General features: G+C 72.0%; 22 protein-coding genes and 1 pseudogene. 13 read left to right on the top strand and 10 right to left on the bottom strand.

What is annotated here, in order from left to right; all coding sequences use genetic code 11:
* Nucleotides 1–8: 8 nt before the first annotated feature.
* The 5 genes from ACQEV2_RS12110 to ACQEV2_RS12090 all read right to left on the bottom strand — a co-directional run bounded on the left by ACQEV2_RS12110 (nucleotide 9) and on the right by ACQEV2_RS12090 (nucleotide 5353).
* The gene (locus ACQEV2_RS12110) at nucleotides 9–833 is read right to left on the bottom strand and encodes an MlaE family ABC transporter permease (RefSeq protein WP_433039352.1); all 825 of its coding nucleotides are present in this window, start codon (nucleotides 831–833) and stop codon (nucleotides 9–11) included.
* An 11-nt stretch (nucleotides 834–844) separates the two neighbouring features.
* Nucleotides 845–1615, bottom strand: coding sequence for an MlaE family ABC transporter permease (locus ACQEV2_RS12105; protein WP_433039351.1), 771 nt, complete (start codon nucleotides 1613–1615; stop codon nucleotides 845–847).
* A complete protein-coding gene (locus ACQEV2_RS12100) occupies nucleotides 1612–2559 on the bottom strand; it encodes an ABC transporter ATP-binding protein (protein ID WP_433039350.1) in 948 nt (315 codons plus the stop codon). Before ACQEV2_RS12100 ends, ACQEV2_RS12105 begins: the two co-directional genes overlap by 4 nt.
* Before the next feature lie 544 nt (nucleotides 2560–3103).
* Nucleotides 3104–4216 (bottom strand): sigma-70 family RNA polymerase sigma factor, encoded by a 1113-nt coding sequence (locus ACQEV2_RS12095; protein ID WP_433039349.1) that lies wholly within the window; start codon nucleotides 4214–4216, stop codon nucleotides 3104–3106.
* A 54-nt stretch (nucleotides 4217–4270) separates the two neighbouring features.
* Nucleotides 4271–5353, bottom strand: coding sequence for a lytic transglycosylase domain-containing protein (locus ACQEV2_RS12090; protein ID WP_433039348.1), 1083 nt, complete (start codon nucleotides 5351–5353; stop codon nucleotides 4271–4273).
* A 138-nt stretch (nucleotides 5354–5491) separates the two neighbouring features.
* On the opposite strand from ACQEV2_RS12090, the gene ACQEV2_RS12085 reads away from it, so the two are divergent.
* Nucleotides 5492–5938, top strand: a complete 447-nt coding sequence (locus ACQEV2_RS12085; protein ID WP_433039347.1) for a DUF6086 family protein — start codon at nucleotides 5492–5494, stop codon at nucleotides 5936–5938.
* A gap of 90 nt (nucleotides 5939–6028) precedes the next feature.
* Here the strand turns inward: ACQEV2_RS12085 and ACQEV2_RS12080 are convergent, their stop codons facing one another.
* Nucleotides 6029–7123, bottom strand: a complete 1095-nt coding sequence (locus tag ACQEV2_RS12080; protein ID WP_433039346.1) for a hypothetical protein — start codon at nucleotides 7121–7123, stop codon at nucleotides 6029–6031.
* 212 nt (nucleotides 7124–7335) lie between these two features.
* Here ACQEV2_RS12080 and ACQEV2_RS12075 point away from each other — a divergent pair, with 212 nt between their 5' ends.
* The 4 genes and pseudogenes from ACQEV2_RS12075 to ACQEV2_RS12060 all read left to right on the top strand — a co-directional run.
* Complete coding sequence (locus ACQEV2_RS12075) at nucleotides 7336–8835, top strand: esterase/lipase family protein (protein ID WP_433039345.1); 1500 nt, start codon at nucleotides 7336–7338, stop codon at nucleotides 8833–8835.
* A 21-nt stretch (nucleotides 8836–8856) separates the two neighbouring features.
* Nucleotides 8857–9045, top strand: a complete 189-nt coding sequence (locus ACQEV2_RS12070; protein WP_433039344.1) for a hypothetical protein — start codon at nucleotides 8857–8859, stop codon at nucleotides 9043–9045.
* Nucleotides 9046–9196: 151 nt separating this feature from the next.
* Nucleotides 9197–9463 carry a winged helix-turn-helix domain-containing protein gene (locus ACQEV2_RS12065; protein WP_433039343.1) on the top strand — a complete coding sequence of 89 codons (267 nt, stop codon included), beginning with the start codon at nucleotides 9197–9199 and terminating at the stop codon, nucleotides 9461–9463.
* A 149-nt stretch (nucleotides 9464–9612) separates the two neighbouring features.
* Nucleotides 9613–9939, top strand: a pseudogene (locus tag ACQEV2_RS12060) (hypothetical protein); the annotation flags it as partial.
* 184 nt (nucleotides 9940–10123) lie between these two features.
* Here the strand turns inward: ACQEV2_RS12060 and ACQEV2_RS12055 are convergent.
* Complete coding sequence (locus ACQEV2_RS12055) at nucleotides 10124–10690, bottom strand: DoxX family membrane protein (RefSeq protein ID WP_433039342.1); 567 nt, start codon at nucleotides 10688–10690, stop codon at nucleotides 10124–10126.
* A 157-nt stretch (nucleotides 10691–10847) separates the two neighbouring features.
* Here ACQEV2_RS12055 and ACQEV2_RS12050 point away from each other — a divergent pair, with 157 nt between their 5' ends.
* Both ACQEV2_RS12050 and ACQEV2_RS12045 read left to right on the top strand, forming a co-directional pair.
* Nucleotides 10848–11174 carry a nuclear transport factor 2 family protein gene (locus ACQEV2_RS12050; protein WP_433039341.1) on the top strand — a complete coding sequence of 109 codons (327 nt, stop codon included), beginning with the start codon at nucleotides 10848–10850 and terminating at the stop codon, nucleotides 11172–11174.
* 67 nt (nucleotides 11175–11241) lie between these two features.
* Nucleotides 11242–12228 carry an aldo/keto reductase gene (locus ACQEV2_RS12045; RefSeq protein WP_433039340.1) on the top strand — a complete coding sequence of 329 codons (987 nt, stop codon included), beginning with the start codon at nucleotides 11242–11244 and terminating at the stop codon, nucleotides 12226–12228.
* A 260-nt stretch (nucleotides 12229–12488) separates the two neighbouring features.
* Here ACQEV2_RS12045 and ACQEV2_RS12040 read toward each other — a convergent pair whose 3' ends face one another.
* On the bottom strand, nucleotides 12489–13253 hold the full coding sequence (locus ACQEV2_RS12040; RefSeq protein ID WP_433039339.1) for an SDR family oxidoreductase: 765 nt from the start codon (nucleotides 13251–13253) through the stop codon (nucleotides 12489–12491).
* A gap of 134 nt (nucleotides 13254–13387) precedes the next feature.
* On the opposite strand from ACQEV2_RS12040, the gene ACQEV2_RS12035 reads away from it, so the two are divergent.
* Nucleotides 13388–15028 carry an alkaline phosphatase D family protein gene (locus ACQEV2_RS12035; RefSeq protein WP_433039338.1) on the top strand — a complete coding sequence of 547 codons (1641 nt, stop codon included), beginning with the start codon at nucleotides 13388–13390 and terminating at the stop codon, nucleotides 15026–15028.
* Here the strand turns inward: ACQEV2_RS12035 and ACQEV2_RS12030 are convergent.
* Complete coding sequence (locus ACQEV2_RS12030; protein WP_433039337.1) at nucleotides 15015–16049, bottom strand: Gfo/Idh/MocA family protein; 1035 nt, start codon at nucleotides 16047–16049, stop codon at nucleotides 15015–15017. The genes ACQEV2_RS12035 and ACQEV2_RS12030 overlap by 14 nt on opposite strands.
* A 98-nt stretch (nucleotides 16050–16147) precedes the next feature.
* Here ACQEV2_RS12030 and ACQEV2_RS12025 point away from each other — a divergent pair, with 98 nt between their 5' ends.
* The 3 genes from ACQEV2_RS12025 to ACQEV2_RS12015 all read left to right on the top strand — a co-directional run bounded on the left by ACQEV2_RS12025 (nucleotide 16148) and on the right by ACQEV2_RS12015 (nucleotide 19810).
* A complete protein-coding gene (locus ACQEV2_RS12025) occupies nucleotides 16148–17533 on the top strand; it encodes a multidrug effflux MFS transporter (RefSeq protein ID WP_433039336.1) in 1386 nt (461 codons plus the stop codon).
* Complete coding sequence (locus ACQEV2_RS12020; RefSeq protein ID WP_433039335.1) at nucleotides 17461–18660, top strand: serine hydrolase domain-containing protein; 1200 nt, start codon at nucleotides 17461–17463, stop codon at nucleotides 18658–18660. The genes ACQEV2_RS12025 and ACQEV2_RS12020 overlap by 73 nt, the downstream gene beginning before the upstream one ends.
* Nucleotides 18661–18802: 142 nt before the next feature.
* Nucleotides 18803–19810: a small ribosomal subunit Rsm22 family protein gene (locus tag ACQEV2_RS12015; protein ID WP_433039334.1), complete on the top strand. Its 1008-nt coding sequence runs from the start codon at nucleotides 18803–18805 to the stop codon at nucleotides 19808–19810.
* A gap of 24 nt (nucleotides 19811–19834) precedes the next feature.
* On the opposite strand, the gene ACQEV2_RS12010 is transcribed toward ACQEV2_RS12015, so the two are convergent.
* Nucleotides 19835–20044, bottom strand: coding sequence for a DUF6243 family protein (locus ACQEV2_RS12010; RefSeq protein WP_433039333.1), 210 nt, complete (start codon nucleotides 20042–20044; stop codon nucleotides 19835–19837).
* Between the two features lie 108 nt (nucleotides 20045–20152).
* Between ACQEV2_RS12010 and ACQEV2_RS12005 the strand changes: the two genes are divergently transcribed.
* On the top strand, nucleotides 20153–20776 hold the full coding sequence (locus ACQEV2_RS12005) for a TetR/AcrR family transcriptional regulator (protein ID WP_433039332.1): 624 nt from the start codon (nucleotides 20153–20155) through the stop codon (nucleotides 20774–20776).
* Between the two features lie 181 nt (nucleotides 20777–20957).
* Nucleotides 20958–21695 carry a bifunctional DNA primase/polymerase gene (locus tag ACQEV2_RS12000; protein ID WP_433039331.1) on the top strand — a complete coding sequence of 246 codons (738 nt, stop codon included), beginning with the start codon at nucleotides 20958–20960 and terminating at the stop codon, nucleotides 21693–21695.
* The last annotated feature ends 3 nt before the right edge of the window (nucleotides 21696–21698 follow it).

Raw genomic sequence — 21698 nt, 5'->3', positions numbered from 1 at the left:
CGGGCGGCTCACCCCGCTATCCGTACGGTCGTGTTGGCGCCCCAGATCGCCAACGACAGGAAGAAGTCCAGGACGTTGATCGCCACGATCGAGGTCCGCACCGCGCGGCCCACGGCGACGCCGACGCCCGCCGGGCCGCCGCTCGCGTAGTAGCCGTAGAAGCAGTGCACCAGGATGATCAGGACGGCGAAGACGAGCACCTTGCCGAAGGACCACAGCACGTCCACCGGGGGCAGGTACTGCTGGAAGTAGTGGTCGTAGGTGCCCGCCGACTGGCCGTAGTAGCCGGTGGTGATGGTGCGGGCCGCGAGGTACGAGGACAGCAGGCCGATCACGTACAGCGGAATGACAGCGACGAACCCGGCGATCATCCGCGTCGTCACCAGGAACGGCAGCGAGGGCACGCCCATCACTTCCAGCGCGTCGGTCTCCTCGCTGATCCGCATCGCGCCGAGCTGGGCCGTGAAGCCGGCGCCGACGGTCGCGGAGAGCGCGAGGCCGGCCACCAGCGGGGCGATCTCGCGGGTGTTGAAGTACGCCGAGAGGAACGCCACGAAGTTGGAGGTGCCGAGCTGGTTGAGGGCCGCGTAGCCCTGGAGGCCCACCTCCGTGCCGGTGAAGAAGGACAGGAAGGCGATCACGCCCACCGTGCCGCCCACCACCGCGAGTGCGCCGCGGCCGAAGCTCACCTCGGCGAGCAGCCGCAGGATCTCCTTCTTGTAGCGGCGCAGGGTGCGGCCGGTCCAGGCCAACGAGCGGCCGTAGAAGGAGAGTTGGACGCCGAGCGCTTCCAGGGAGTGCAGCGGGCGTGCGAGGAGTCGTGGAAATTTCATCGTCGGTTCTCTCAACCCCTCTGCGGGACGACCTGGAAGTACACCGCGGTCATCACGAAGTTGGTCACGAACAGCAACATGAAGGTGATCACCACCGACTGGTTCACCGCGTCGCCCACACCCTTCGGGCCGCCCTTCGCGGTGAGCCCCTTGTAGGAGGCGACGATCCCGGCGATCGCGCCGAAGACGAGTGCCTTGATCTCGGCCGCCCACAGGTCGGAGAGCTGGGCGAGGGTGGTGAAGGAGGCGAGGTAGGCGCCGGGAGTGCCGTTCTGCAGGACGACGTTGAAGAAGTAGCCGCCCGCGACGCCGACCACCGACACCAGGCCGTTGAGCAGCACCGCCACCAGCATCGACGCCAGGACGCGTGGGACGACCAGCCGGTGAATGGGGTCGATGCCCAGCACCTGCATCGCGTCGATCTCGTCGCGGATCTTGCGCGCCCCGAGGTCGGCGCAGATCGCCGTGCCGCCGGCGCCCGCGATCAGCAGTGCGGTGACGATCGGCGACGCCTCGCGCAGCACGGCCAGCACGGAGGCGGCTCCGGAGAAGGACTGGGCGCCGAGCTGCCGGGTCAGGCTGCCGATCTGGAGTGCGATGACCGCGCCGAAGGGGATGGAGACGAGGGCCGTCGGCAGGATCGTCACGCTCGCGACGAACCACGCCTGCTGGATGAACTCCCTTGCCTGGAACGGCCGTCGGGGGATCGTCCGGAGGACGTCCAGCGCCATCGCGAACAGGCTCCCGGAGTGCCGCAGCGCGCCGATCGGTGACAGGCTCATGCGCCGGCCCCCGCCGTCTGGCGCAGCGCGGCCTCGCGCCGGGCGATGGCCTCCCAGCGCGGTGGCCGCGGGATGCCCGGCCCCGGCAGCAGGCGGGGAGTCATGGCCTGACTGCCGGGCGACTGTGTGCCCTTGCCGTCGTCGCCGAGGGCGGCGAGCTCCTGCTCGACCTGCGCGGCGTCCTTCTCCTCCGCCATGCCGATCGGGCCCTGCATCCGGCCGTTCAGGAACTGCCGTACGACCGGCTCGTCGCTGGTCAGCAGTTCCTCGCGCGGCCCGAACATCACCAGCTCGCGGCGGAACAGCAGCCCGATGTTGTCCGGGACCTGGCGGGCCGAGGCGATGTCGTGGGTGACGATCAGGAAGGTCGCGTCGATCTGGGCGTTGAGATCGACGATGAGCTGGTTGAGGTAGGCGACGCGGACGGGGTCGAGGCCCGAGTCCGGCTCGTCGAAGAGGATGATCTCCGGGTCGAGCACGAGCGCCCGGGCGAGCCCCGCCCGCTTGCGCATCCCGCCGGAGATCTCACCGGGCAGCTTCCCTTCCGCCCCGATCAGCCCGACCATGTCCATCTTCTCCAGCACGATGCGCCGGATCTCGCTCTCGGACTTACGGGTGTGCTCCCGCAGCGGGAAGGCGATGTTGTCGTACAGGTTCATCGAGCCGAACAGCGCGCCGTCCTGGAACAGCACGCCGAAGAGCTTCCGCACCTCGTACAGGTCGTGCTCGCGCAGCTTCGTGATGTCCCGGCCCTGGATCGTGATCGACCCGCGCTCCGGCTTCAGCAGTCCGACGAGCGTCTTGAGGAACACCGACTTGCCCGTGCCCGAGGGGCCGAGCATGACCGAGACCTCCCCGGCGGGCAGCGTCAGCGAGACGTCCTGCCAGATGACCTGGTGACCGAAGGACTTCGTCAGCCCCTCCACACAGATCTCGACACCCATCCGGTCCACCCTTCAGCCCGTGTCTTCGTCGGTGAGCACCTCCGACATCTGCTCTACGGGGAGGGGTCGGGCGTCCGTCGTTTCCGTGGCGGATTTTTTTCGGGCGGGTTTCGCGTGGGGGATTTGGGGTGGATTGCGGCTGGTTGTTCCTGGGATGACTTACGGCCGTGTGTCCGCGGCTACGGCGGTGAGCTCGCTGTCGGCGTGGGGGCGAGGAGGGCGACGGTGCGGCGGCGGAGATGTCCGGGAACGGCGTCGTGTCCGTCGGGTCGACGGTGGGGCCCACGGCAGGTCGGGACCTCGCGGGGTCCGGGCCGTCGACTGCGCAGGGCGCCTGCGGGCCCTTCGGCGCGGAGAACATCGGCAGCCGTCGCCGAGGTGGCGGACTCTTTCGGGCGGGTTACCGGGCGCGGTTTTGGGAGGTTTTGCGGTCGCGGGTCGCGGGTCGCGGGTCGCGGGTCGCGGGTCGCCAGTTGCCGGGTTGCCGGGTTGCCGGGTCGTCGGGATGCGGGGTCGCGGGGTTGCCGGGTTGCGGGGTCGCCGGCTACGGCAGTGTGTCAGCCGGCGGCACGGGCAGCGAGGTGGACGGTACGGCGGTGGAGGCGTCCGGGATCCCGGGCGGGGCCGTCGGATCGACGGACGGATCCACCGGCAGGTCGGGAACATCGGGCAGATCCGGCACGTCGGGGACGTCCGGCACCTCGGGGGTCAGCGGGACGTCCGGTGCGGACAGCACCGGCAGCGGGGACACCGGGACCTCCGGGACGGCCGGCACCTCCGGCACGTCCGGCACTTCTGGCAGCGACGGCACGGACAGCGGGAGGAACGATTCGTCCGCCGGGGACTCGGCGGCCTTCCGTTCGCCCGAGGTAGCTGTGGGCGTGTTTCCCTGAGGCGTACGGCCCGCCCCACTGCCGTCGGGCCGCAGCGCCTCCGTGCCGTCCGGCGTGGCGACGGCGGGCCGGGGCGCCGTACCGCCTCCGTCCCCGTTCCCGTCGAGAGCGTACGGCAGGACGAACCCCGCCACCGCAAGGGTCGCCGCCGTCGAGGCCACCGCCACGGCGTGCACCTTGCCGCCGCCGCGCGGCCGCCCCCACCCGATGAGGAACAGCGCGAACCCGAGGGTGGCGGCCAGCGACTGCCGCAGCGTCCGCCGTGCCCGGGCCAGCAGCGACTCGACGGTCCGGTAACTGAGCCCCATCCGGACGGCGACCTGCCCGACGTCCAGGTCCTCCGACTTCAGCCGCAGCGCCTCGGCCTGCCGTGCGGGCAGCTCACCACTGCGCACCGCCAGCCACTTCGCCTCGGCCCGGTCGCACACGGCCTCCTCGACGGGAACCGGGCCGGGGGCGATGAGGGTCGGGCTGGTGCGCACCTGCGCCTCACGGTTGACCTGCCGGTAGCGGTCGACGCACAGCCGCATCGTGACCGTCGTCAGCCACGCCGCGAGCCGCTCGTCGTCCAGGTCGGGGCGCTCGGCGGCACGCAGCATCGCCTCGTGCACCGCGTCCTCGGCGTCCTCCGCACTCATCGACCTGCGCCGGGCCACCTTGAGCAGTTGCTCACGGTGGCTCCACATGCGCCGCCACCGTTCGTCGGCGGCGTGCATCTCCGCAGGTGTCTCTGCGGGCATGTCCGCAGGCATGTCCGTCGCCATGAGGGCCCCTTCGCGCTCACCCACCGGCCTCGTGCTGTCCGGCGGGGGGCGACATTACCGCCGAGTATCGGCGGTTGTGGAGGGGGTGGCGGTCATCGAGTCCGCGCTGTTACTGGTGAGTGGGGTGCCGTCGGACAGCAGGTCGTCGCCGGGGAGCTCGATGTCCGGGGAGGGCAGGGGGAGTTGCGGGTTCTCGGGCGCCTCCCCGGGTTCGGTGGCCGGGCGGGACCGGGTGGGGGTCGGTGAGGCAGGGGACGACGGCGGGCGGGACGGGGTGGCGCTCGGGCGGGTCGAGGGGGGCGTGGGTGAGACCTCCTTCGGCTTGGAGGGGGACGGTGCCGGCTCGGGGCGTTCCGTGGAGGCGGCGGAGCTGTCCGGGACGACCCTGTGCCCGTCCAGGAAGTACGCGTACCAGGCCCTGACCGTGCGCAGATAGGCCGACGAGTGGTTGTAGCCGAGGATCGCCCGGTCCAGCTCGGCCGGGACGGACAGGTCCCGTCCACCCGCGCACAGGTAGCGCCCGGCGGCGAGGGCCGCGTCGAAGACGTTGTTCGGGTCGCTGCGCCCGTCACCGTTGCCGTCCGCGCCCCAGCGGGCCCAGGTCGACGGGATGAACTGCATCGGCCCGACCGCGCGGTCGTACGCCGCGTCCCCGTCGTGGGCACCGCCGTCGGTGTCCCGGATCAGCGCGAAGGCCACGCCGTCCAGCCGCGGGCCGAGGATCGGCGTCACGGTCGTACCGTCCGGCGTCACCCGGCCGCCCCGGGCCTGACCGGACTCCACCTGCCCGATCGCCGCCAGCAACTGCCACCGCAGCCGGCAGCCGGGCGCCTCGCGCGACAGCCGCTCCTCCGCCCGCCGGTACGCGGCGAACACGCTCGCCGGCAGCGCGGCGGCCGTCTCCGCCGGAGCCTGTGCCGTGCCGCCGTCGCGCTTTCCGGCCCGCAGCGGCGGCAGCTCGGTGCGGTACGGGGCGTCGCCGGAGACGCTCGGTCCGTGCTCGGCGGGCGTCTGCCCCGGCGCGGGCGCCGAGGCGCGTACCGGGACCGCTCCCGGCGCCTGTGAGGCGGTGAGCGCCACCATCGCCGCCACCGCGGCCGCCGTTCCCCTGACCCGCCTGCCCCTGTCCCCTGACACGTCCTGATCCCCTCCCTGTGCACTGCTGTCGTCTGCTCTACGTGCCAGGGGGGCGGGTCCGTCGCGGGGTTTCCAAGTGCTTATCACCTGCCCCGTCTTCTACCCTGTGCCGGAACGGCTGAGCAGGGGGGATCGGCGATGAGCATGTACTTCGACATCGGTGACGAGACGCTGTGGAACCCGTCGAACGGTGCCGGCCGCCTCTTCCTGCGGCAGGTCGAGGTCTTCGAGGCGGAGCTCGAGCTGCCCTCGGGAATCGGCCAGGGCAAGCACTGGGGCGACCCGGACACGCTCGAGGTCGATCCGGCCGTGTACGCGGAGTTCGCCCGCGGCCTGGTCGCCTGGCACTGCCGGACGGGGCACTCCGTGATCCTCGCGCTCTCCGAGGGGTTCGTGGCCACGGCGGTCGCGCTCGCCCGGCGCGCCGGAATCGAGGTGGCGGCGCCCGAACCGGGGTCCGGCCATGCGCCTGGTGGCGTCCAGCACGACGTGCAGGTTCCCAGTGATCCCCGGACCGGATCAGCCGCTGTTCTCACCGCCCTGGACACCCGGGCACGGGAGATGGACCGCTGGATGGCCCGCTGAGCCGGTGCGCCCAAGGCCCCGCCTTGCCGACCCGAACACCCCCGTCGGCTTGCCGTTCCCGCCTCTTGCCCGCCCCGGCTGAGACGTCTTCTAAGGCGGTCTCCGCACGCCGCTCAGCGCCTCCTCCGCCCGCTGGTCGACGATGTGGGTGACCAGGTGCTGGGCCGCTCCGAAGACGACCGCCCAGCCGAGGATCTGCGCGGAGCTGTCGAGGTCGCTCAGGCCGGGTACGAAAGCCCCCTTGATGAGCACGATTCCGGCCACCGCGGACAGCGCGCCCACGGGGAACTTCAGCACAGCCGTGGCGAGCGGCAGGCGGAACTTGTACTGCGTGGCCTGGTCCACGTGGAGCCGGTGCACCGCCGCGACCACGGTCAGGGCCGCTCCGATGAGCCCCGCGCACTCCACGGTCAGTACGTCCAGCGTGCTGGAGTACGTGCCGGTGGCGACATCCGTGACGGCGGGGGCCTCGGCCGTCGGAGGCAGGCCCTCGACCTTGTGTTCGCCGGTGGGGCAGACGACCCGGTTTCCGGGTGGCTGGGGGCGAAAGCACAGATCCAGGGACTGCTTGTCCAAGTAGCCCCACAGGGCCAGCGCGACCAGTCCCAGCGTCGCCGCCCCCGTGACGATCCAGAGCAGGTCCGCAAGGACGCGCACCCGCCGGTACTTGCCGCCCAGCGCCGCGTGGGCGAAACCGAGGGCCCTGACCAGTGCGCTCCGCTCCTGGTCCGTGAGCGGCCCGTCGCCGGCTTCGACGTTCCCGGCGATCTCCTCGACGGCCTGCCGCTGGGGGCTGTCCTCCGGCAGCTGGCGGCGCACGATGCCCAGGACCTCGGGGGTTCTCGCCCGCACCTCGTCGTCGGAAGCGAGGGAGAGCAGATCGGTCTCGGCGGCGCGGATGTTCGACCAGGCGCGTTCGAGGGTGCCGGATCTGGGCCGGAACCGCGATGCGTTCAGGCACGCTTCCTCGGCTTCCTGGAGATGCCGCTTCACTCCTTCGAGCCCGGCCTGCCGTCGGCCGTCGGCGTCGCCCACGGCGCGGCATTCCTCCTTCGCGAGCTGGGTTCTCATCCGGGAGATGACCGTCAGCGGCAGCTCCCGCCAGGGCGCGAGGTTGGCTCTGCCGCCGGAGCGGGGAGGCGGGGGCACCACGAAGAAGCGCCGGGCCTTCCCCGTGTCCCACATCCGGGCCTCCCTGACCTCCCTCGTGAACTCCAGTACGACACGACCGCGGCCCGCACCACCAGGCAACCTGCTCCCGACGGGTGAAAGCTCCCACCCCGGCCGGCCGAACCCCGCCCGACCCGGCACATCACCCGTCCGGGCTGTTCCTGGAGGCCGGAGTTCCGGACTTGCTCTAGGCAGGAGAAGGAGACCCCGGTGCTTGGAGGCAAGGCGTGGACGACAACCGCAGACTCCCCCTCGTCTATGTCCGGGGCTTCGCCGGCGGAACGAGCGGGATCAACAAGGCCGTGGACGACCCCTTCTACGGCTTCAACGAGGGGTCCGTGCACGTCCGCGTCGGCGCGCACAACCAGCCGCGCTTCCACCAGTTCGAGAGCCCGCTGCTGCGCCTGCTGCGGGAGGAGGGCTACGAGCTGCTCGTGAAGGGCAATCAGGAGACCTATCTCGCCGAACATGCGGAGATCCCCGCCAACTCCATCTGGGTCCACCGCTTCTACGACCGCTCGGCGACGACATGGGGCGGCGAGCCCCAGGAGTACGTGCTGGAGCACGCAGCCGCCGACCTGCTCGACCTGATCGACCGGCTGCGCGAGAAGTCCGGCGCGCCCGCCGTGATCCTCGTGGCCCACTCGATGGGCGGCCTGATCTGCCGCTGCCTGCTGCAGAAGGTGCTGCCGGACCTGGGGCGTGACGCCGACTGCGTCGCGAAGTTCTTCACGTACGGCACTCCGCACGGCGGCATCACCTTCGACATCGGGGGCGGATGGATGGAGCGGGCCCGGGACGCCCTCGGCATCCAGGGCGCCGACATCTTCGGCCCCCGGCGGATGTACGAGTACCTCACCCCGAAGGCCGACCTGGACCCCGACGGCCCGCCCAAAGGATGGGACGCCCGGGTCATGCCCCAGGGCCCGGGGAAGCTGCCCATCGAGCGGGTCTTCTGCCTGGTGGGCACCGACCCGGCCGACTACGACGTCGCCTTGGGGATGTCCTCCGCCGCCGTCGGCCCGCACAGCGACGGGCTCGTGCAGATCGAGCGGGCGTATGTCCCGGGCGCGCACCGGTCCTTCGTGCACCGCAGCCACAGCGGGCGCTACGGCATGGTCAACTCCGAGGAGGGCTACCAGAACCTGCGGCGGTTCCTGTTCGGGGACACCCGCATCGAGGCGTCGCTGGTCGACTACCGGCTGCCCGACGACGACGATCTCGTGTGGCAGGCCGAGGCGACGCTGTCGGTGCGCGGGCTGCCCGTGGTGATGCACGAGCAGCTCGCCGCCCACTGGTGCCCGATCCAGCTCGATGCCGCCAAGGACGGGCCGGGGGCGTCGGTGTCGCTGGCGACCACCTTCCTCAACAGCGGCCTGCGCCAGTCCACGGACGAGCCCATGCGGTTCATGCTCGACCTGCGGCTCATCTCCCTGCGCGAGCGGCACGGCATCCTCAGCTTCCGCGACCACCTGGAGCAGAGCGCCGACTTCGCCGACACCCTCGTCATCGACGTGGGCACACCTCAGGCCGGCCCCGGCATCTGGGCCGCCTGGAACTCGGAGATCGAAGGCGCCATCCGCGATCACCGTGTCGCCGGAGCACCCCGCTCCGACGAGGACCCCGCTCCCGGCCGCTGGGTCGCGCACATCAAACTGCCCGAGACCACGGCCCGTCTCGTCGGCGGTGACGCGAGGATCCGGCTCGTCGCCACGCCCTGGACGTAAGGGCCGCCAACTCGTGGCCGTATGCCGAAGCCGCCGTCGACCGACGCGGTACCGGACGTCCTGCTCGTCCTCGGCGATCCCCGCACCTGCGAGCCGCTCTCCGCGCTGCTGGAGCTCGCCGGATACCGCACCGTCGCGCGGTGGACCGCGGCACCGAGGCCACCACCGCGCTCGCCGAGCGCCGGTTCGATCTGGTCATCCTCGATGTGACACTGCCGGACACCGACGCGCTCCGGCACAGTCGCCGTCTCCTCGCCCCCGACCGGCCGTCCTGCTGCTCACCGGGACCGGCGAGTTCCTCGGCAGCCTCCCCGGCGGCGGCCCCTGCACGGACGGGCGACCGGGGGGCACCCCGGGCCGAGTGGCCGAAGTCCTCGCCCGGGCACGCCAGTTGGTCAGGGGAGGCGAGCTCGCGGGATGGGACGGCGCCCTGCGCTACGGCGACCTCGTCCTGGACGACGCCACCCACCTGGCCCGCCGCGGTGAGCGCACCATCGAGCTCACGCCCGCGGAGTACCGGCTGCTGCGCTGTCTGCTGGTCAACGCCGAACGCGTGCTGTCCAAGGAGCAGCTCGGGCGGCACGTCTGGGACGACCCGCCGACCGACTGGGTCGGGACGTCCGCGTAGGCGTGCGCCTCGGCGGTCGGCTCCAGCAACGAGGGCCGACCGAGGGAGCGCAGCGAGTCGTACGGCGACGGCCCGGTCGCCTTCCACGAGCTGCTGCGGCGCTGGCGGGCGGAGGGCGGCATGAGCGACGTACGCGTGGAGGACGGGGCATGAGCGCCGTGCGGTCGAGCAGATACGACGTCACAGGCAACCGGCGTGCACACAGCGCGCGTTGGACTGTGGAGCGGCTCAACCCGCCGAACCGGTCGTGGGGTTCCAACGGCGTCGCGTTCGGGCCCGACGGGCGGCTGTACGTCCCCCAGTTCCTCGCCGGGCAGATCAGTGCCGTGGACCCGGCCTCCGGGGACGTCGAGGTGGTCGTCCCGATGGACGGTCCCGTCCAGTCGCCGGACGACCTCGCCTTCGGCGCGGACGGCTCGATGTACATCGCCGACCTGGTGCCGGGGCGGGTGTGGCGGCGCGGCCGGGGCGGGGAGGGGACGGTGCTGCGGCTGACGCCGGGTGCTCCGCTGTGAGTGCCGCGACAGGTCGTGGGTCGGCCGCGGCACCATCGTGGCCGGTCGCGCCCACCCGGCGGAGCCGCATATCGACACAGCCTCGCGCACCTCCACGGCGCTGCCGAACCGGACCCGATGTGCTCAGGCGCCCGGAACGGGCCGCCTACTCCCCGAACAAGGACTCCTGGCCCTCGAACCCGGCCGCTCCCTCGTCCTTCTCCGGCTTGTCCAGCCTCCTGTTCCGCGCGCCCACCACCAGCGCCGTCGCGGCGGCCGTCGCCGCGAGGGCCGTCGGCACCATCCAGCCGCGGTCGAGGACATGGCCGAGCGCGTGGTCCAGGGAGAGGCGGCCGGGGCCCGCGATCGCGAGGCCGGCCGCGGCGAGGCCCAGGGTGGCCGCGTACTCGAAGCCGCCCTCCTGGTTGAAGAAGCCGTTCGGGGCGTGCACCGTGGCCGCGCCCGCCATTCCGCCGGCCGCCGCCGCACCCGCCGCCGGGGTCGCCAGCCCCAGCGCCAGCAGCGTGCCGCCACCGGTCTCCGCGAGGCCCGCCGCCACGGCACTGGCCTTGCCCGGCTTGTAGCCGACCGACTCCATGAACTGGCCGGTCCCCTGGATGCCGTGCCCGCCGAACCAGCCGAACAGCTTCTGCGCGCCGTGCGCGGCCAGCACCCCGCCGGCACCCAGCCGGAGCAGCAACAGCCCCAGATCACGTCGGTCATAAGCGCTCACAATGCCTCCCGGACAGAGAGCAGGAACACACAGCGGTTCGGACAGCAGGACCAGATCCCCTCCCGCGTATCCACCGTCGCACCGACGACACCCGCCCGGCCTCCCGTCGCCGCCGTTCGGGTGGCGGGCCGCCGGGGCCGGTGTGAGGCTGACCGGTATGACGATTCAGACGTCCAAACTCAGCGACCCCGCCGTCCGCGCCTTCGTCACCGCCGTCAACGCCCACGACCGCGAGGGCTTCCTGAGCATCCTCGCGCCGGGCGCGACCATGGCGGACGACGGCACCGACCGCGACCTCGCCGACTGGATCGAAGCGGAGATCTTCTCCTCCAACGGCCACATGGAGGTCGACAACGAGTCGAACCACGGCCGCGACCTCCTCGCCAGCTACCGCAACGACACCTGGGGCGAGATGCGCACCCGGTGGCACTTCGAGGTCGAGGAGGACGGCAGGATCTCCCGCTTCGAGACCGGTCAGGCGTAATCGCTTTCAGGAAGTTCACTCAAGGGCCTTGCCTTCGTGTGCACTCCAACCCCTAACGTCCCACCTCATGGAGACCAAGAGGACTTTGGGACGGACCGGCATCGCGGTAAGCGCTCTCGGCTTCGGCTGCTGGGCCATCGGCGGTGAGTGGCAGGCGGCGGACGGGCAGCCGCTCGGCTGGGGCAAGGTCGACGACGAGGAGTCGGTACGGGCGGTCCGGCGCGCCCTCGACCTGGGCGTCACCTTCTTCGACACCGCGGACACCTACGGTGCCGGCCACAGCGAACGCGTCCTCGGCCGCGCCCTCGGCAAGCGCCGCGCCGATGTCGTCGTCGCCACCAAGTGGGGCAACGTCTTCGACGAGGAGACCCGCACCCTCACCGGCGCCGACGACTCCCCGGAGTACGTGCGCCGGGCGCTGACCGCCTCGCTGAAGCGGCTGGACACCGACCACGTCGACCTCTATCAGCTGCACCTGTCCGACGCCGACCCGGAGCGCGCCGCCGAACTACGTGACGTCTGCGAGGAGTTGGTGCGCGAAGGGCTCATCCGGGCCTACGCGTGGAGCACCGACGACCCGGCCCGCGCCGCCGTCTTCGCGCAAGGGGAGCACTGTGCGGCCGTACAGCACGCGGCCAATGTGCTCCAGGACGCGCCGGAGATGTTCGCGCTGGTCGAGGAACTGGAGCTGGCGAGCATCAACCGCAGCCCCCTGGCGATGGGCCTGCTGACCGGCAAGCGCAGGACCGGGCAGGCCCTGGAGGCCGGGGACATCCGCAGCCGGCCGCCGCAGTGGCTGCAGGGCTTCGAGGACGGATCGGGCGCCGACCCCGAGTGGGTCGCCCGCGTCGACGCGCTCAAGGACATCCTCACCAGCGACGGCCGCACGCTCGGCCAGGGCGCCCTCGCGTGGCTGTGGGCCCGCAGCGCGCGCACCGTACCGATTCCGGGGTTCCGCTCCGTCGCTCAGGCCGAGCAGAACGCGGGGGCGCTGGAGAAGGGACCGCTCACGGCCGAGCAGATGACCGAGGTCGACCGGATCCTGGGTCGTTGAGCACCGCCGTACCGACTGTGCGGCAGCCGTTCCACGCACCGGTGCGTACCTCGCGGTCCCGCGCGAAGTCCACCCCCACCCGGTGATCGTGGAACGGCTGCCGCATCCCCCCTCGGTATGGCTTGCGGAATCTATCGGCTTCAAATGTGAAGCTCTGGTGCAGGCGAAGTTGAGCATATGCCGCCCACCGGCCGCGATGCTGCGGAACTTCATATTCCGCTTGTGCAAGTTGTGGAGGTGACGGTAGGGCGGCGGGAACCTCAGCCGCGCCCCACGTACGGCATCGCCGTCGCCAGTACCGTCGCGAACTGCACGTTCGCCTCCAGCGGCAGCTCCGCCATGTGCCGCACGGTCCGTGCCACGTCGGCGACGTCCATCACGGGCTCGGGCACCACCGAGCCGTCGGCCTGAAGCGCGCCCGTCTGCATGCGCGCGGTCATGTCGGTCGCCGCGTTGCCGATGTCGATCTGGCCGACGGCGATGCGGTACGGCCGCCCGTCCAGCGACAGCGACTTGGTCAGGCCGGTCAGGGCGTGCTTGGTCGCCGTGTAGGCCACCGAGCGCGGGCGGGGCGTGTGGGCCGAGATCGAGCCGTTGTTGATGATCCGGCCGCCCTGCGGGTCCTGCTCCTTCATCTGCCGGTACGCCGCCTGCGCGCACAGGAACGCCCCGTTGAGGTTGATGTCCACCACATGCCGCCAGGCGTCGTACGACAGCTCCTCGACCGGCACCCCGCCCGGCCCGAACGTCCCCGCGTTGTTGAACAACAGGTCCACCCGCCCGAACCGCTCCACGGTGGCGGCGAACAGGGCCGCCACGTCCTCCTGCCGTGACACGTCCGCCCGTACGGCGAGCGCGGCGCTGCCCGGCACCAGCGCTGCCGTCTCCTCCAGCGTCTCCACGCGCCGCCCCGCCAGCGCCACCGACCACCCCGCGCGCAGCAGTTCCACGGCGACCGCGCGCCCGATGCCGGAGCCCGCGCCGGTCACCACGGCGATCCTCGTGTCCGTTTGCCTGTCATTCATGGGACGGCAGGTTAGGCGAGGGTCCGCCATCCGGAACTCATGCGTCCGCCATCCGGGTGTTGTGTACGCGCCAAGCGAGTGTCGTCCCCGGCCACTCCAATGCCTCATGCATCCATCAGGCAGGGGAGGACCGTATGACCATCACACCACACGCGCCCCAGCACGCCCCCGAACTACGCGCCGCCGCCCGCCATATCGGCCGCCGCCGTTTCCTGACCCTCACCGGCGCGGCCGCCGCGCTCGCCTTCGCCGTCAACCTGCCCGCCGCGGGCGCCGCGAGCGCCGCAGAGCTCGACGCCCGCAAGATCGACGACGACCCCTTCACCCTCGGCGTCGCCTCCGGCGACCCGCTGCCCGGCTCCGTCGTCCTGTGGACCCGCCTCGCCCCCGCCCCGTACCAGCCCGACGGCGGACTGCCCGCCGAACGGGTCACCGTCCACTGGGAGCTGGCGCACGACGAGAAGTTCAGCCGGATCGCCAGACGCGGCACCGCCACCGCGCACCCCGAGTTCCACCACACGGTCCACGTCGAGGTCGACCAGCTCGACGCGGACCGCGTCTTCTACTACCGCTTCCGCACCGGCAGCTGGATCAGCCAGACGGGCCGCACCCGAACGGCGCCCGCGGCAAACGCCTCGGCGAGCTCGCTGACCCTCGCGGCCGTCTCCTGCCAGGCGTACACCGACGGCTACTACACGCCGTACCGCCATCTCGCGCAGGACGACGTGGACGTCGTCTTCCACCTCGGCGACTACCTGTACGAGTACGCGGTCAACTCCGTCGGCGGCTACCGCAACTACACCGACCGCACGCTCCCCGCGCTCTTCAACCGCGAGACGGTGACCCTGGAGGACTACCGCCTGCGCTACGCCCTCTACAAGACCGACCCCGACCTCAGGGCCGCGCATGCCGCGCACCCGTTCGTCGTCACCTGGGACGACCACGAGACCGAGAACAACTACGCCGACGACACCCCCGAGAACAACGTCCCGCCGGAGGAGTTCCTGCTGCGCCGGGCCTCCGCCTACCGCGCCTACTGGGAGAACCAGCCCCTGCGCAGCCCCCAGCAGCCCACCGGCCCCGACATGCAGCTCTACCGGCGCCTGCGGTGGGGCCGGCTCGCCCAGTTCGACGTGCTGGACACCCGGCAGTACCGCTCCAACCAGGCGTACGGAGACGGCGCCCAGATCCCCGGACCGGACGCCGACGACCCGGCGCGCACCATGACCGGCGAGACCCAGGAGCGCTGGCTGCTCGACGGGTGGCGCGAGTCCACGGCGCTGTGGAACGTCGTACCGCAGCAGGTCACCTTCTCCCAGCGGAAGTTCGACCTCACCACGCCGTCCCGGGTGTCGATGGACGCCTGGGACGGCTACCGCGCCTCCCGGCGCCGGGTGCTGGACGGGGCGAAGGCCGCCGGCATCGAGAACCTGATGGTGCTCACCGGGGACGTGCACGTCGGCTACTGCTTCGACATCAAGGACGACTTCGACGACCCCGACTCCGCCACCCTCGGCACGGAGATCGTGGCCACGTCCGTCGCGAGCGGCCGGGACGGCATCGACAAGCCCGCCAACTGGGACACGTACATGCAGGCCAACCCGCACATGAGGTTCTACAACGGGCGGCGCGGCTATGTGACCGTCGCGCTGGGGGAGGACCAGGCGCGGGCCGACTTCAAGACGGTGCCGTACGTGACCAGGCCCGGGGCGCCGGTCACGACGGCCGCGTCCTTCGTGACGGAGGCGGGGGCGCCGGGGCTCAAGCAGGCGTGAGCTCGGGCGCCAGGTCCTCGTCGGGGGCCTCGCCCGGGTAGCGGACGCCGACGCGGTCCCGGATCGCGTCGAGCGTCCGCATCACGGCCAGCGTGCCGTCCAGCGGGACCAGCGGGGACTCCGTCTCCCCGGCCCGCAGGGCCCGCATCACCTCGGCGGCCTCGTGCCGCAGGCTGTTGCGGGGCCCGTCCGCCGGGTCGGCCGTGAACTCCTCCGGGTCACGGCCGTCGCGGTGCAGCACGAAGCGGTCCGGGAAGAAGAAGCCGGACGGCACGTCGATACGGCCCTGCGAGCCGGTGACGGAGGCGGACGTCGCCGTACCGCCGACGATGGAACAGTGCACCGAGGCCATCGCGCCGCCGTCCCAGGAGAGCAGGGCTCCCGTCTGCAGGTCGACGCCCTCCGCGGACAGCGTCGCGCGCGCCGAGACGTCCGACGGCTCCCCGAGCAGCAGCTGGGCGAAGGACACCGGGTACACGCCCAGGTCCAGCAGGGCGCCGCCGCCCTGCGCGGGGTCGCGGAGGCGGTGCGAGGGCGGGAAGGGGCCTGCCAGCCCGAAGTCGGCCTGGACATGGCGTACTTCGCCGATCACGCCGTCGTCCACCAGCGCCTTGAGTCGCCGGACCACGGGATTGCAGTACATCCACATGGCTTCCATCAGGAAGCTCCCGCGCGCCTTCGCCAGGGCGACCAGTTCCTCGGCCTCGCGCGCGTTCAGCGTGAACGCCTTCTCGCACAGCACGTTCCGCCCGGCCTCCAGGCACAGGCCCGCGGCCGCGCGGTGAGCCGAGTGCGGGGTGGCGACGTACACGACATCGATGTCGTCGTCCTGCGCGAGCGCGGCCCAGTCGCCGTACGCCCGCGGTATCCCGAACCGCTCCGCGAACGCGTCCGCGGAGTCCTGTCTGCGCGAGGCCACCGCGACCACCTCGGCGTCGGGCAGATCGACGAGGTCCGCCGTGAACGCGGCCGCGATCCCGCCGGTCGCCAGGATCCCCCACCGCACGCTGCGTTCCGCCACCGCGGCCCCACCCCTCGCTCATGTCAGCACATGTGACGCTCGGCACTCTGTACGAGCTGAGAGCATAGAGGGCGGATCACTCGGAGAGGGAGGGGCGCATGGGCGACCGTGGGGGGCCGGCACAGGACGTGCCGCAGCCGGCCATACCGCAGCCGGCCGCACCGACGACGGAGCAGTCGGCCACACCGAGGACAGCGCAACCGCCCACACCGAAGACAGCGCGACCGCCCACCCGCTCCCTCCGCCGCACCGGCCTCCTCGTCACCCTCGTCCTGGGCGGCCTCACCGCCACACCCCCGCTGTCGATGGACATGTACCTCCCGGCGCTCCCGGAGGTCACCCGCTCCCTGCACGCGCCCGCCGCGACCGTCCAGCTCACGCTCACCGCCTGCCTGGCCGGCATGGCACTCGGGCAGCTGGTGGTCGGCCCGATGAGCGACCGATGGGGCCGCAGGCGCCCGCTCCTGGCGGGCCTCGCGGTGTACGTCGTCGCCACGGCGCTCTGCGCGCTCGCGCCCACCGTCGAGTTCCTGGTCGCCTTCCGGCTGGCGCAGGGCCTCGCGGGCGCGGCGGCGATCGTGATCGCGCGGGCCGTCGTACGCGACCTCTACGACGGCGTGGCCATGGCCCGCTTCTTCTCGACCCTCATGCTGATCTCCGGGGTCGCCCCGATCGTGGCGCCGCTCATCGGCGGGCAGATCCTGCGGGTGACGGACTGGCGCGGCGTGTTCGTCGTGCTCACGGTCGTCGGGGTGCTGCTCGCCGGGCTCGTCTGGCGGAGGCTCCCCGAGACACTCCCGGCGGCCGACCGGCACAGCGGCGGGGTCGGCGAGGCCCTGCGCGCCATGCGCGGTCTGCTCGCCGACGGGGCCTTCGCCGGGTACATGCTGGCCGGCGGGTTCGCCTTCGCCGCGCTGTTCGCGTACATATCGGCGTCGCCGTTCGTGATCCAGGAGATCTACGGGGCCTCGCCGCAGACCTTCAGCCTGCTGTTCGGGCTCAACTCGGTCGGGCTGGTGGTCGTCGGCCAGATCAACGGCAAGCTGCTGGTGGGACGGGTCAGCCTGGACCGGGTGCTGGGCGCGGGCCTGGCGGTGGTGATCCTCGCGGCGACGGCGCTGCTGCTGATGTCCGTCGGCGTCTTCGGCGAGGTCGGGCTGGCTCCGGTCGCCGCTGCGCTGTTCGTCCTGATGTCCGCGATGGGGGTGGCGCTCCCCAACGCCCAGTCCCTGGCCCTGCTGCGCACCAAGCACGCCGCCGGATCGGCCTCCGCGCTCCTCGGCACGTCCTCCTTCCTCGTCGGCGCGATCGCCTCGCCGCTCGTGGGCATCGCCGGGGAGGACACCGCCGTTCCGATGGCCGTCGTCCAACTGGCGGCAGCACTGGTGGCGCTGGCGTGCTTCATGGGAATGTGCCGTCCTTGGAACAGACGTGCGGATGGACGTACGGATGGACCTGTGGGTGCGGAGGGAGCAGACAGCTGAGCGCGCCGAGACTGCGCGGGGACACGCCGGAAAGGGCCGGACTCGACCCCGAGGAGATCCGTCACCTCGTCCGCGAGGTCCACGACCTCACCACCGGCTCCCGCCCCTGGGCGGCCGGAGCGGTGCTGGTCGTCGGGCGGGGGCCGTACGTCGCCGTCGAGGAGGCGGCGGGCTGGGCGGTGCGGTACGCGTCCTACGACGAGGAGACCGACGCGGGGGTGGAGCTGCCGCCCGCCGCACGCGTTCCGATGACCACGGCCACCCCCTTCGACCTGGCCTCCCTCACGAAACTCTTCACCTCGGTGGCCGCGGTGCAGCAGATCGAGCGCGGCACGCTCGGCATCGACGCGCGGGTCGGGGCGTATCTGCCGGACTTCCGGGCGGCCGCCCGGCACGACATCACCGTGCGCCAGCTGCTCACCCACACCTCGGGGCTGCGGCCCGAACTCCCGCTGTACGACTGCGCGGACGACGCGGAGCGCCTGGAGCTGCTGCGCGCGGAGCCGCCGGTGGGGGTTCCCGGTACGTACTGCTACTCGGACCTGAACCTGTTGTTGCTGCAACACGTGCTGGAACGCATCACGGGCCGCGCCCTCGACGTCCTGATCCACGACGGCATCACCCGCCCCCTCGGCATGACCGCGACCCGCTTCGGCCCGTGCCCCGGTGCGGCGGCGACCGAGGACCAGCGGCGTCCCTGGGCCAAGGCGGACCGGGGAATGCTGAGGGGTGTCGTCCACGACGAGAACGCATGGGCGCTGGGCGGGGTGGCGGGCCACGCGGGACTGTTCTCGACGGCCCGGGACCTGGCGGTCTTCTCCCGCGCCCTGCTCTCGGGCGGCGCGTACGGCCCCGCGCGCATCCTCGGCCCCGACTTCGTGGAACTGCTCCTGACCCCGCCCGGGCTGGGGTTCGCGGTCGACCAGCCGCGGTTCATGGGGGAGCTGGCGGGGCGGGGAGCGGCGGGGCACACGGGTTTCACGGGGACGTCGCTGGTGGTGGATCCGGCGACGGACACGTTCCTGGTGCTGCTGGCGAACACGGTGCATCCGCGCAGGCGGACGCCGGACAACGGGCCGAGGGCACGGGCGGGGACGCGGGTGGCGCGGGCGGTGCGGGGCCTGTAGCGGGCCGCAAGGTGTTACGCCCCCGCCGCCCCTAACCGTCCCGTCCCTGGGGGCTGCCGCCCCCAGACCCCCGCTTCGGCCCTGAAGGGGCCTCGTCCAGGGGCGGAGCCCCTGGTTCGCAAGCGCCTCGTAGAATCGGCGAGTGAACGCCCCCGCATCCCCGGCAGACGCCCTCCGCAGCAGTCTCGCCACCCTCCTCGACGGCCTCCCACCCCGCCAGGCCGCCCAGGCCGTCGACCGGCTGATCGCCAGCTACCGGGGCGCCACCCCCACCGACGCCCCGATCCTCCGCGACCGAGCCGACGTGGCCGCCTACGCCGCCTACCGGATGCCCGCCACCTTCGAGGCGGTCCACGCGGCACTGGAGGCGTTCGCGGCGGCCGTACCGGCATGGACCCCCACCAGCCACACCGACATCGGCGGCGGAACCGGCGCCGCGACCTGGGCCGTCACCGCGACCTGGCCCGGCGAGCGCAGCGTCACCGTGCTGGACTGGGCCGAGCCCGCCCTCGCGATCGGCAGGGAGATCGCCGCCGCCAACCCGGCCCTGAAGGACGCCCGTTGGCACCGCGCCCGGATCGGCTCGGCACTCACCCTCGACCCCACCGACCTCGTCACCGTCTCCTACGTCCTCAACGAGCTCACCGCCCCCGACCGCACCGCTCTCCTCGACACCGTCGCGTCCGCCGCCCGGACCGTCGTGATCGTCGAACCCGGCACCCCCGACGGCTACACCCGCGTCATCGAGGCCCGCGACCACCTGATCACCGCCGGCTTCCGCGTCGCCGCCCCCTGCCCGCACAGCGCCGCCTGCCCCATCGTCCCCGGCACGGACTGGTGCCACTTCTCGGCCCGCGTCAGCCGTTCCTCCCTGCACCGCCAGATCAAGGGCGGCTCCCTCGCCTACGAGGACGAGAAGTTCAGCTACGTCGCCGCCACCCGCCTCCCGGCCACCCCGGCCCCCGCCCGCATCGTCCGCAAACCCCAGATCCGCAAGGGCCAGGTCCTCCTCGACCTGTGCGAGACGGAACCCTCCCTGCACCGCACCACGGTCACCAAACGCCACGGCGACCTCTACAAGGCGGCCCGGGATGCGGAGTGGGGAGACGCCTGGCCCCCGGCCGAGGACCAGGAAGCCCAGGCCATCTAAGCCACCCAGGGCAATCCAGTACTGTCACGACGACTCGTCGGACGTCGCTCCGCCCTGCCGTCTCTCCTGGAGTCGTTTCTCCTGAAGCCTGCGCAACAGCTCCTTCTTCTGGGTCTGGGCGTCGGTCCCGGCACCGATCCGGCCGCCTTGCCCACCGCCGCGCAGCGCCTTCCGGCCGAGGTTCCGTCGCGTCCCGCCGACTCCCAGCATGTTTCCGGCTCCGCTTCGGGCCATCTTGAACTCCTTTCACCATCCATCTGGTACGAGACGTATCGTCTCGTGCGCCGATGTCTCAAGGTTTCAGCGAGACGCTGCGTCTTGTCAACCTGATAAATTCGGCCCATGGAAGCCCAGAAGTCCGCCCCCAACGCCACCCGCCGCAGCGAGAGGTCCCGTCGCGCCATCTACGACGCCGCCCTCGCCCTCGTCGCAGAAGTCGGCTACCCCAGGACCACCGTCGAGGGCATCGCCGCCCGCGCCGGCGTCGGCAAGCAGACGATCTACCGGTGGTGGTCGTCGAAGGCGGACGTGCTGATGGAGGCGTTCCTCGATCTCGCCGAGCAGGCCTCGCGGGACCTGGGCCAGGAGCCCCACGTCTTCCCGGACACCGGAGACCTCGCCGCCGATCTCAAGGGTGTCCTGCGTGCCACCGTCGACGAGTTGAAGGACCCTCGGTTCGAGGCCCCGTCCAGGGCCCTGGCCGCGGAGGGTGTGGTGGACGAGCAGTTCGGCCGGGAGCTCGTCGCCAAGCTCCTGCAGCCCTCGCTCGACCTGTACATCGAGCGGCTGCGCGCCGCGCAGGCGGCGGGGGGCGTACGCCCCGAGGTCGACCCGCGCATCGCCCTGGAGCTCTTCGTCTCCCCCCTCGCCCAGCGCTGGCTCCAGCGCACGGGACCGATCTCGTACGAGTACACCGACACCCTCGTCGACTACGCCCTCCACGGCATCGCGGCCCGGGCGCGATAGGGGGCACGCGCAGGCGCACGGTAGGGGGGTAAATCCCGCCAAAGCAGCTCATTACCCCTGATCAAGGTGCTGTGTATCACCTCGCCCCACCTGGCCCGGTTGTCCGCTACGGCCCCCCGGGGCGCACGATGGTGGGACCATAGGGCATGCTGTTCCGCACGACAGCGAGGCGAGGGGATAGATGAGCGCGGAGTTGGGCGGCCGGACCGGCCTGCAGGGCAAACTCTCCCAGTGGCTGCGTGGACGCCGCCCGAAGGACGCCGCCGCGGACGACGGCGGTCGTGAGGCCCTGCTGCTGGCCGCCGCCGGAGCGGGTCTGCCGCTCGCGCCCGCCGCGCACCCCGCCCCCGGTTACCGATGTTCCTGTGACCGCGTCGGCTGTCCCACGCCCGCCCGGCACCCGGTGTCCTTCGCCTGGCAGACGCAGTCCACCACCGACCGCGCCCAGATCGAGCGCTGGGCCCGCCATCAGCCGCAGGCCAACTTCATCACCGCGACCGGCATGGTCCACGACGTGCTCGACGTGCCGCTGGAGGCCGGGCGCGAGGCGCTGGAGCGGCTGCTCGGCGCGGGGATCGAGGTCGGGCCCGTCGCCGAGAGCGACGACGGCCGGCTGCTGTTCTTCACCCTCACCCGCGGCACCCCCGAGGACGAGGACGAGTGGTGGCCCTGTGAGCTGGACTGCCACCCCGAGACCATGGACGAGCACCCGGGACTGCGCTGGCACTGCCGGGGCTCGTATGTCCTCGTACCTCCCGCGCAGTTGCCCGGCGAGGGACAGAACGTGCACTGGGTACGCGGGCTCGAACACCCGCTGCCCGACCCGCTGACCCTGCTGGAAGTCCTCACCGACGCCTGCGCCCGCTACGTCGGCGAGGAGCCCGACCACGTCCCCGCGGGCTGGCCCCTGCGTCACTGAGCT

Source organism: Streptomyces sp. CA-251387, from assembly GCF_050936625.1.
Classification (GTDB): Bacteria; Actinomycetota; Actinomycetes; order Streptomycetales; family Streptomycetaceae; genus Streptomyces.
Note: the sequence above shows the minus strand (reverse complement) of the source record. Positions and strands in the feature narration are given on the sequence as shown.

What these genes read in the sequence shown, in the direction of transcription:
- ACQEV2_RS12050 (WP_433039341.1), top strand. Translation starts at nt 10,848, where the DNA reads ATGACGATTCAGACGTCCAAACTCAGCGACCCCGCCGTCCGCGCCTTC.
- ACQEV2_RS12100 (WP_433039350.1), bottom strand. Translation starts at nt 2,559, where the DNA reads ATGGGTGTCGAGATCTGTGTGGAGGGGCTGACGAAGTCCTTCGGTCAC.
- ACQEV2_RS12035 (WP_433039338.1), top strand. Translation starts at nt 13,388, where the DNA reads ATGACCATCACACCACACGCGCCCCAGCACGCCCCCGAACTACGCGCC.
- ACQEV2_RS12095 (WP_433039349.1), bottom strand. Translation starts at nt 4,216, where the DNA reads ATGGCGACGGACATGCCTGCGGACATGCCCGCAGAGACACCTGCGGAG.
- ACQEV2_RS12070 (WP_433039344.1), top strand. Translation starts at nt 8,857, where the DNA reads ATGCCGAAGCCGCCGTCGACCGACGCGGTACCGGACGTCCTGCTCGTC.
- ACQEV2_RS12045 (WP_433039340.1), top strand. Translation starts at nt 11,242, where the DNA reads ATGGAGACCAAGAGGACTTTGGGACGGACCGGCATCGCGGTAAGCGCT.
- ACQEV2_RS12080 (WP_433039346.1), bottom strand. Translation starts at nt 7,123, where the DNA reads ATGTGGGACACGGGGAAGGCCCGGCGCTTCTTCGTGGTGCCCCCGCCT.
- ACQEV2_RS12000 (WP_433039331.1), top strand. Translation starts at nt 20,958, where the DNA reads ATGAGCGCGGAGTTGGGCGGCCGGACCGGCCTGCAGGGCAAACTCTCC.
- ACQEV2_RS12085 (WP_433039347.1), top strand. Translation starts at nt 5,492, where the DNA reads ATGAGCATGTACTTCGACATCGGTGACGAGACGCTGTGGAACCCGTCG.
- ACQEV2_RS12040 (WP_433039339.1), bottom strand. Translation starts at nt 13,253, where the DNA reads ATGAATGACAGGCAAACGGACACGAGGATCGCCGTGGTGACCGGCGCG.
- ACQEV2_RS12025 (WP_433039336.1), top strand. Translation starts at nt 16,148, where the DNA reads ATGGGCGACCGTGGGGGGCCGGCACAGGACGTGCCGCAGCCGGCCATA.
- ACQEV2_RS12110 (WP_433039352.1), bottom strand. Translation starts at nt 833, where the DNA reads ATGAAATTTCCACGACTCCTCGCACGCCCGCTGCACTCCCTGGAAGCG.
- ACQEV2_RS12105 (WP_433039351.1), bottom strand. Translation starts at nt 1,615, where the DNA reads ATGAGCCTGTCACCGATCGGCGCGCTGCGGCACTCCGGGAGCCTGTTC.
- ACQEV2_RS12010 (WP_433039333.1), bottom strand. Translation starts at nt 20,044, where the DNA reads ATGGCCCGAAGCGGAGCCGGAAACATGCTGGGAGTCGGCGGGACGCGA.
- ACQEV2_RS12005 (WP_433039332.1), top strand. Translation starts at nt 20,153, where the DNA reads ATGGAAGCCCAGAAGTCCGCCCCCAACGCCACCCGCCGCAGCGAGAGG.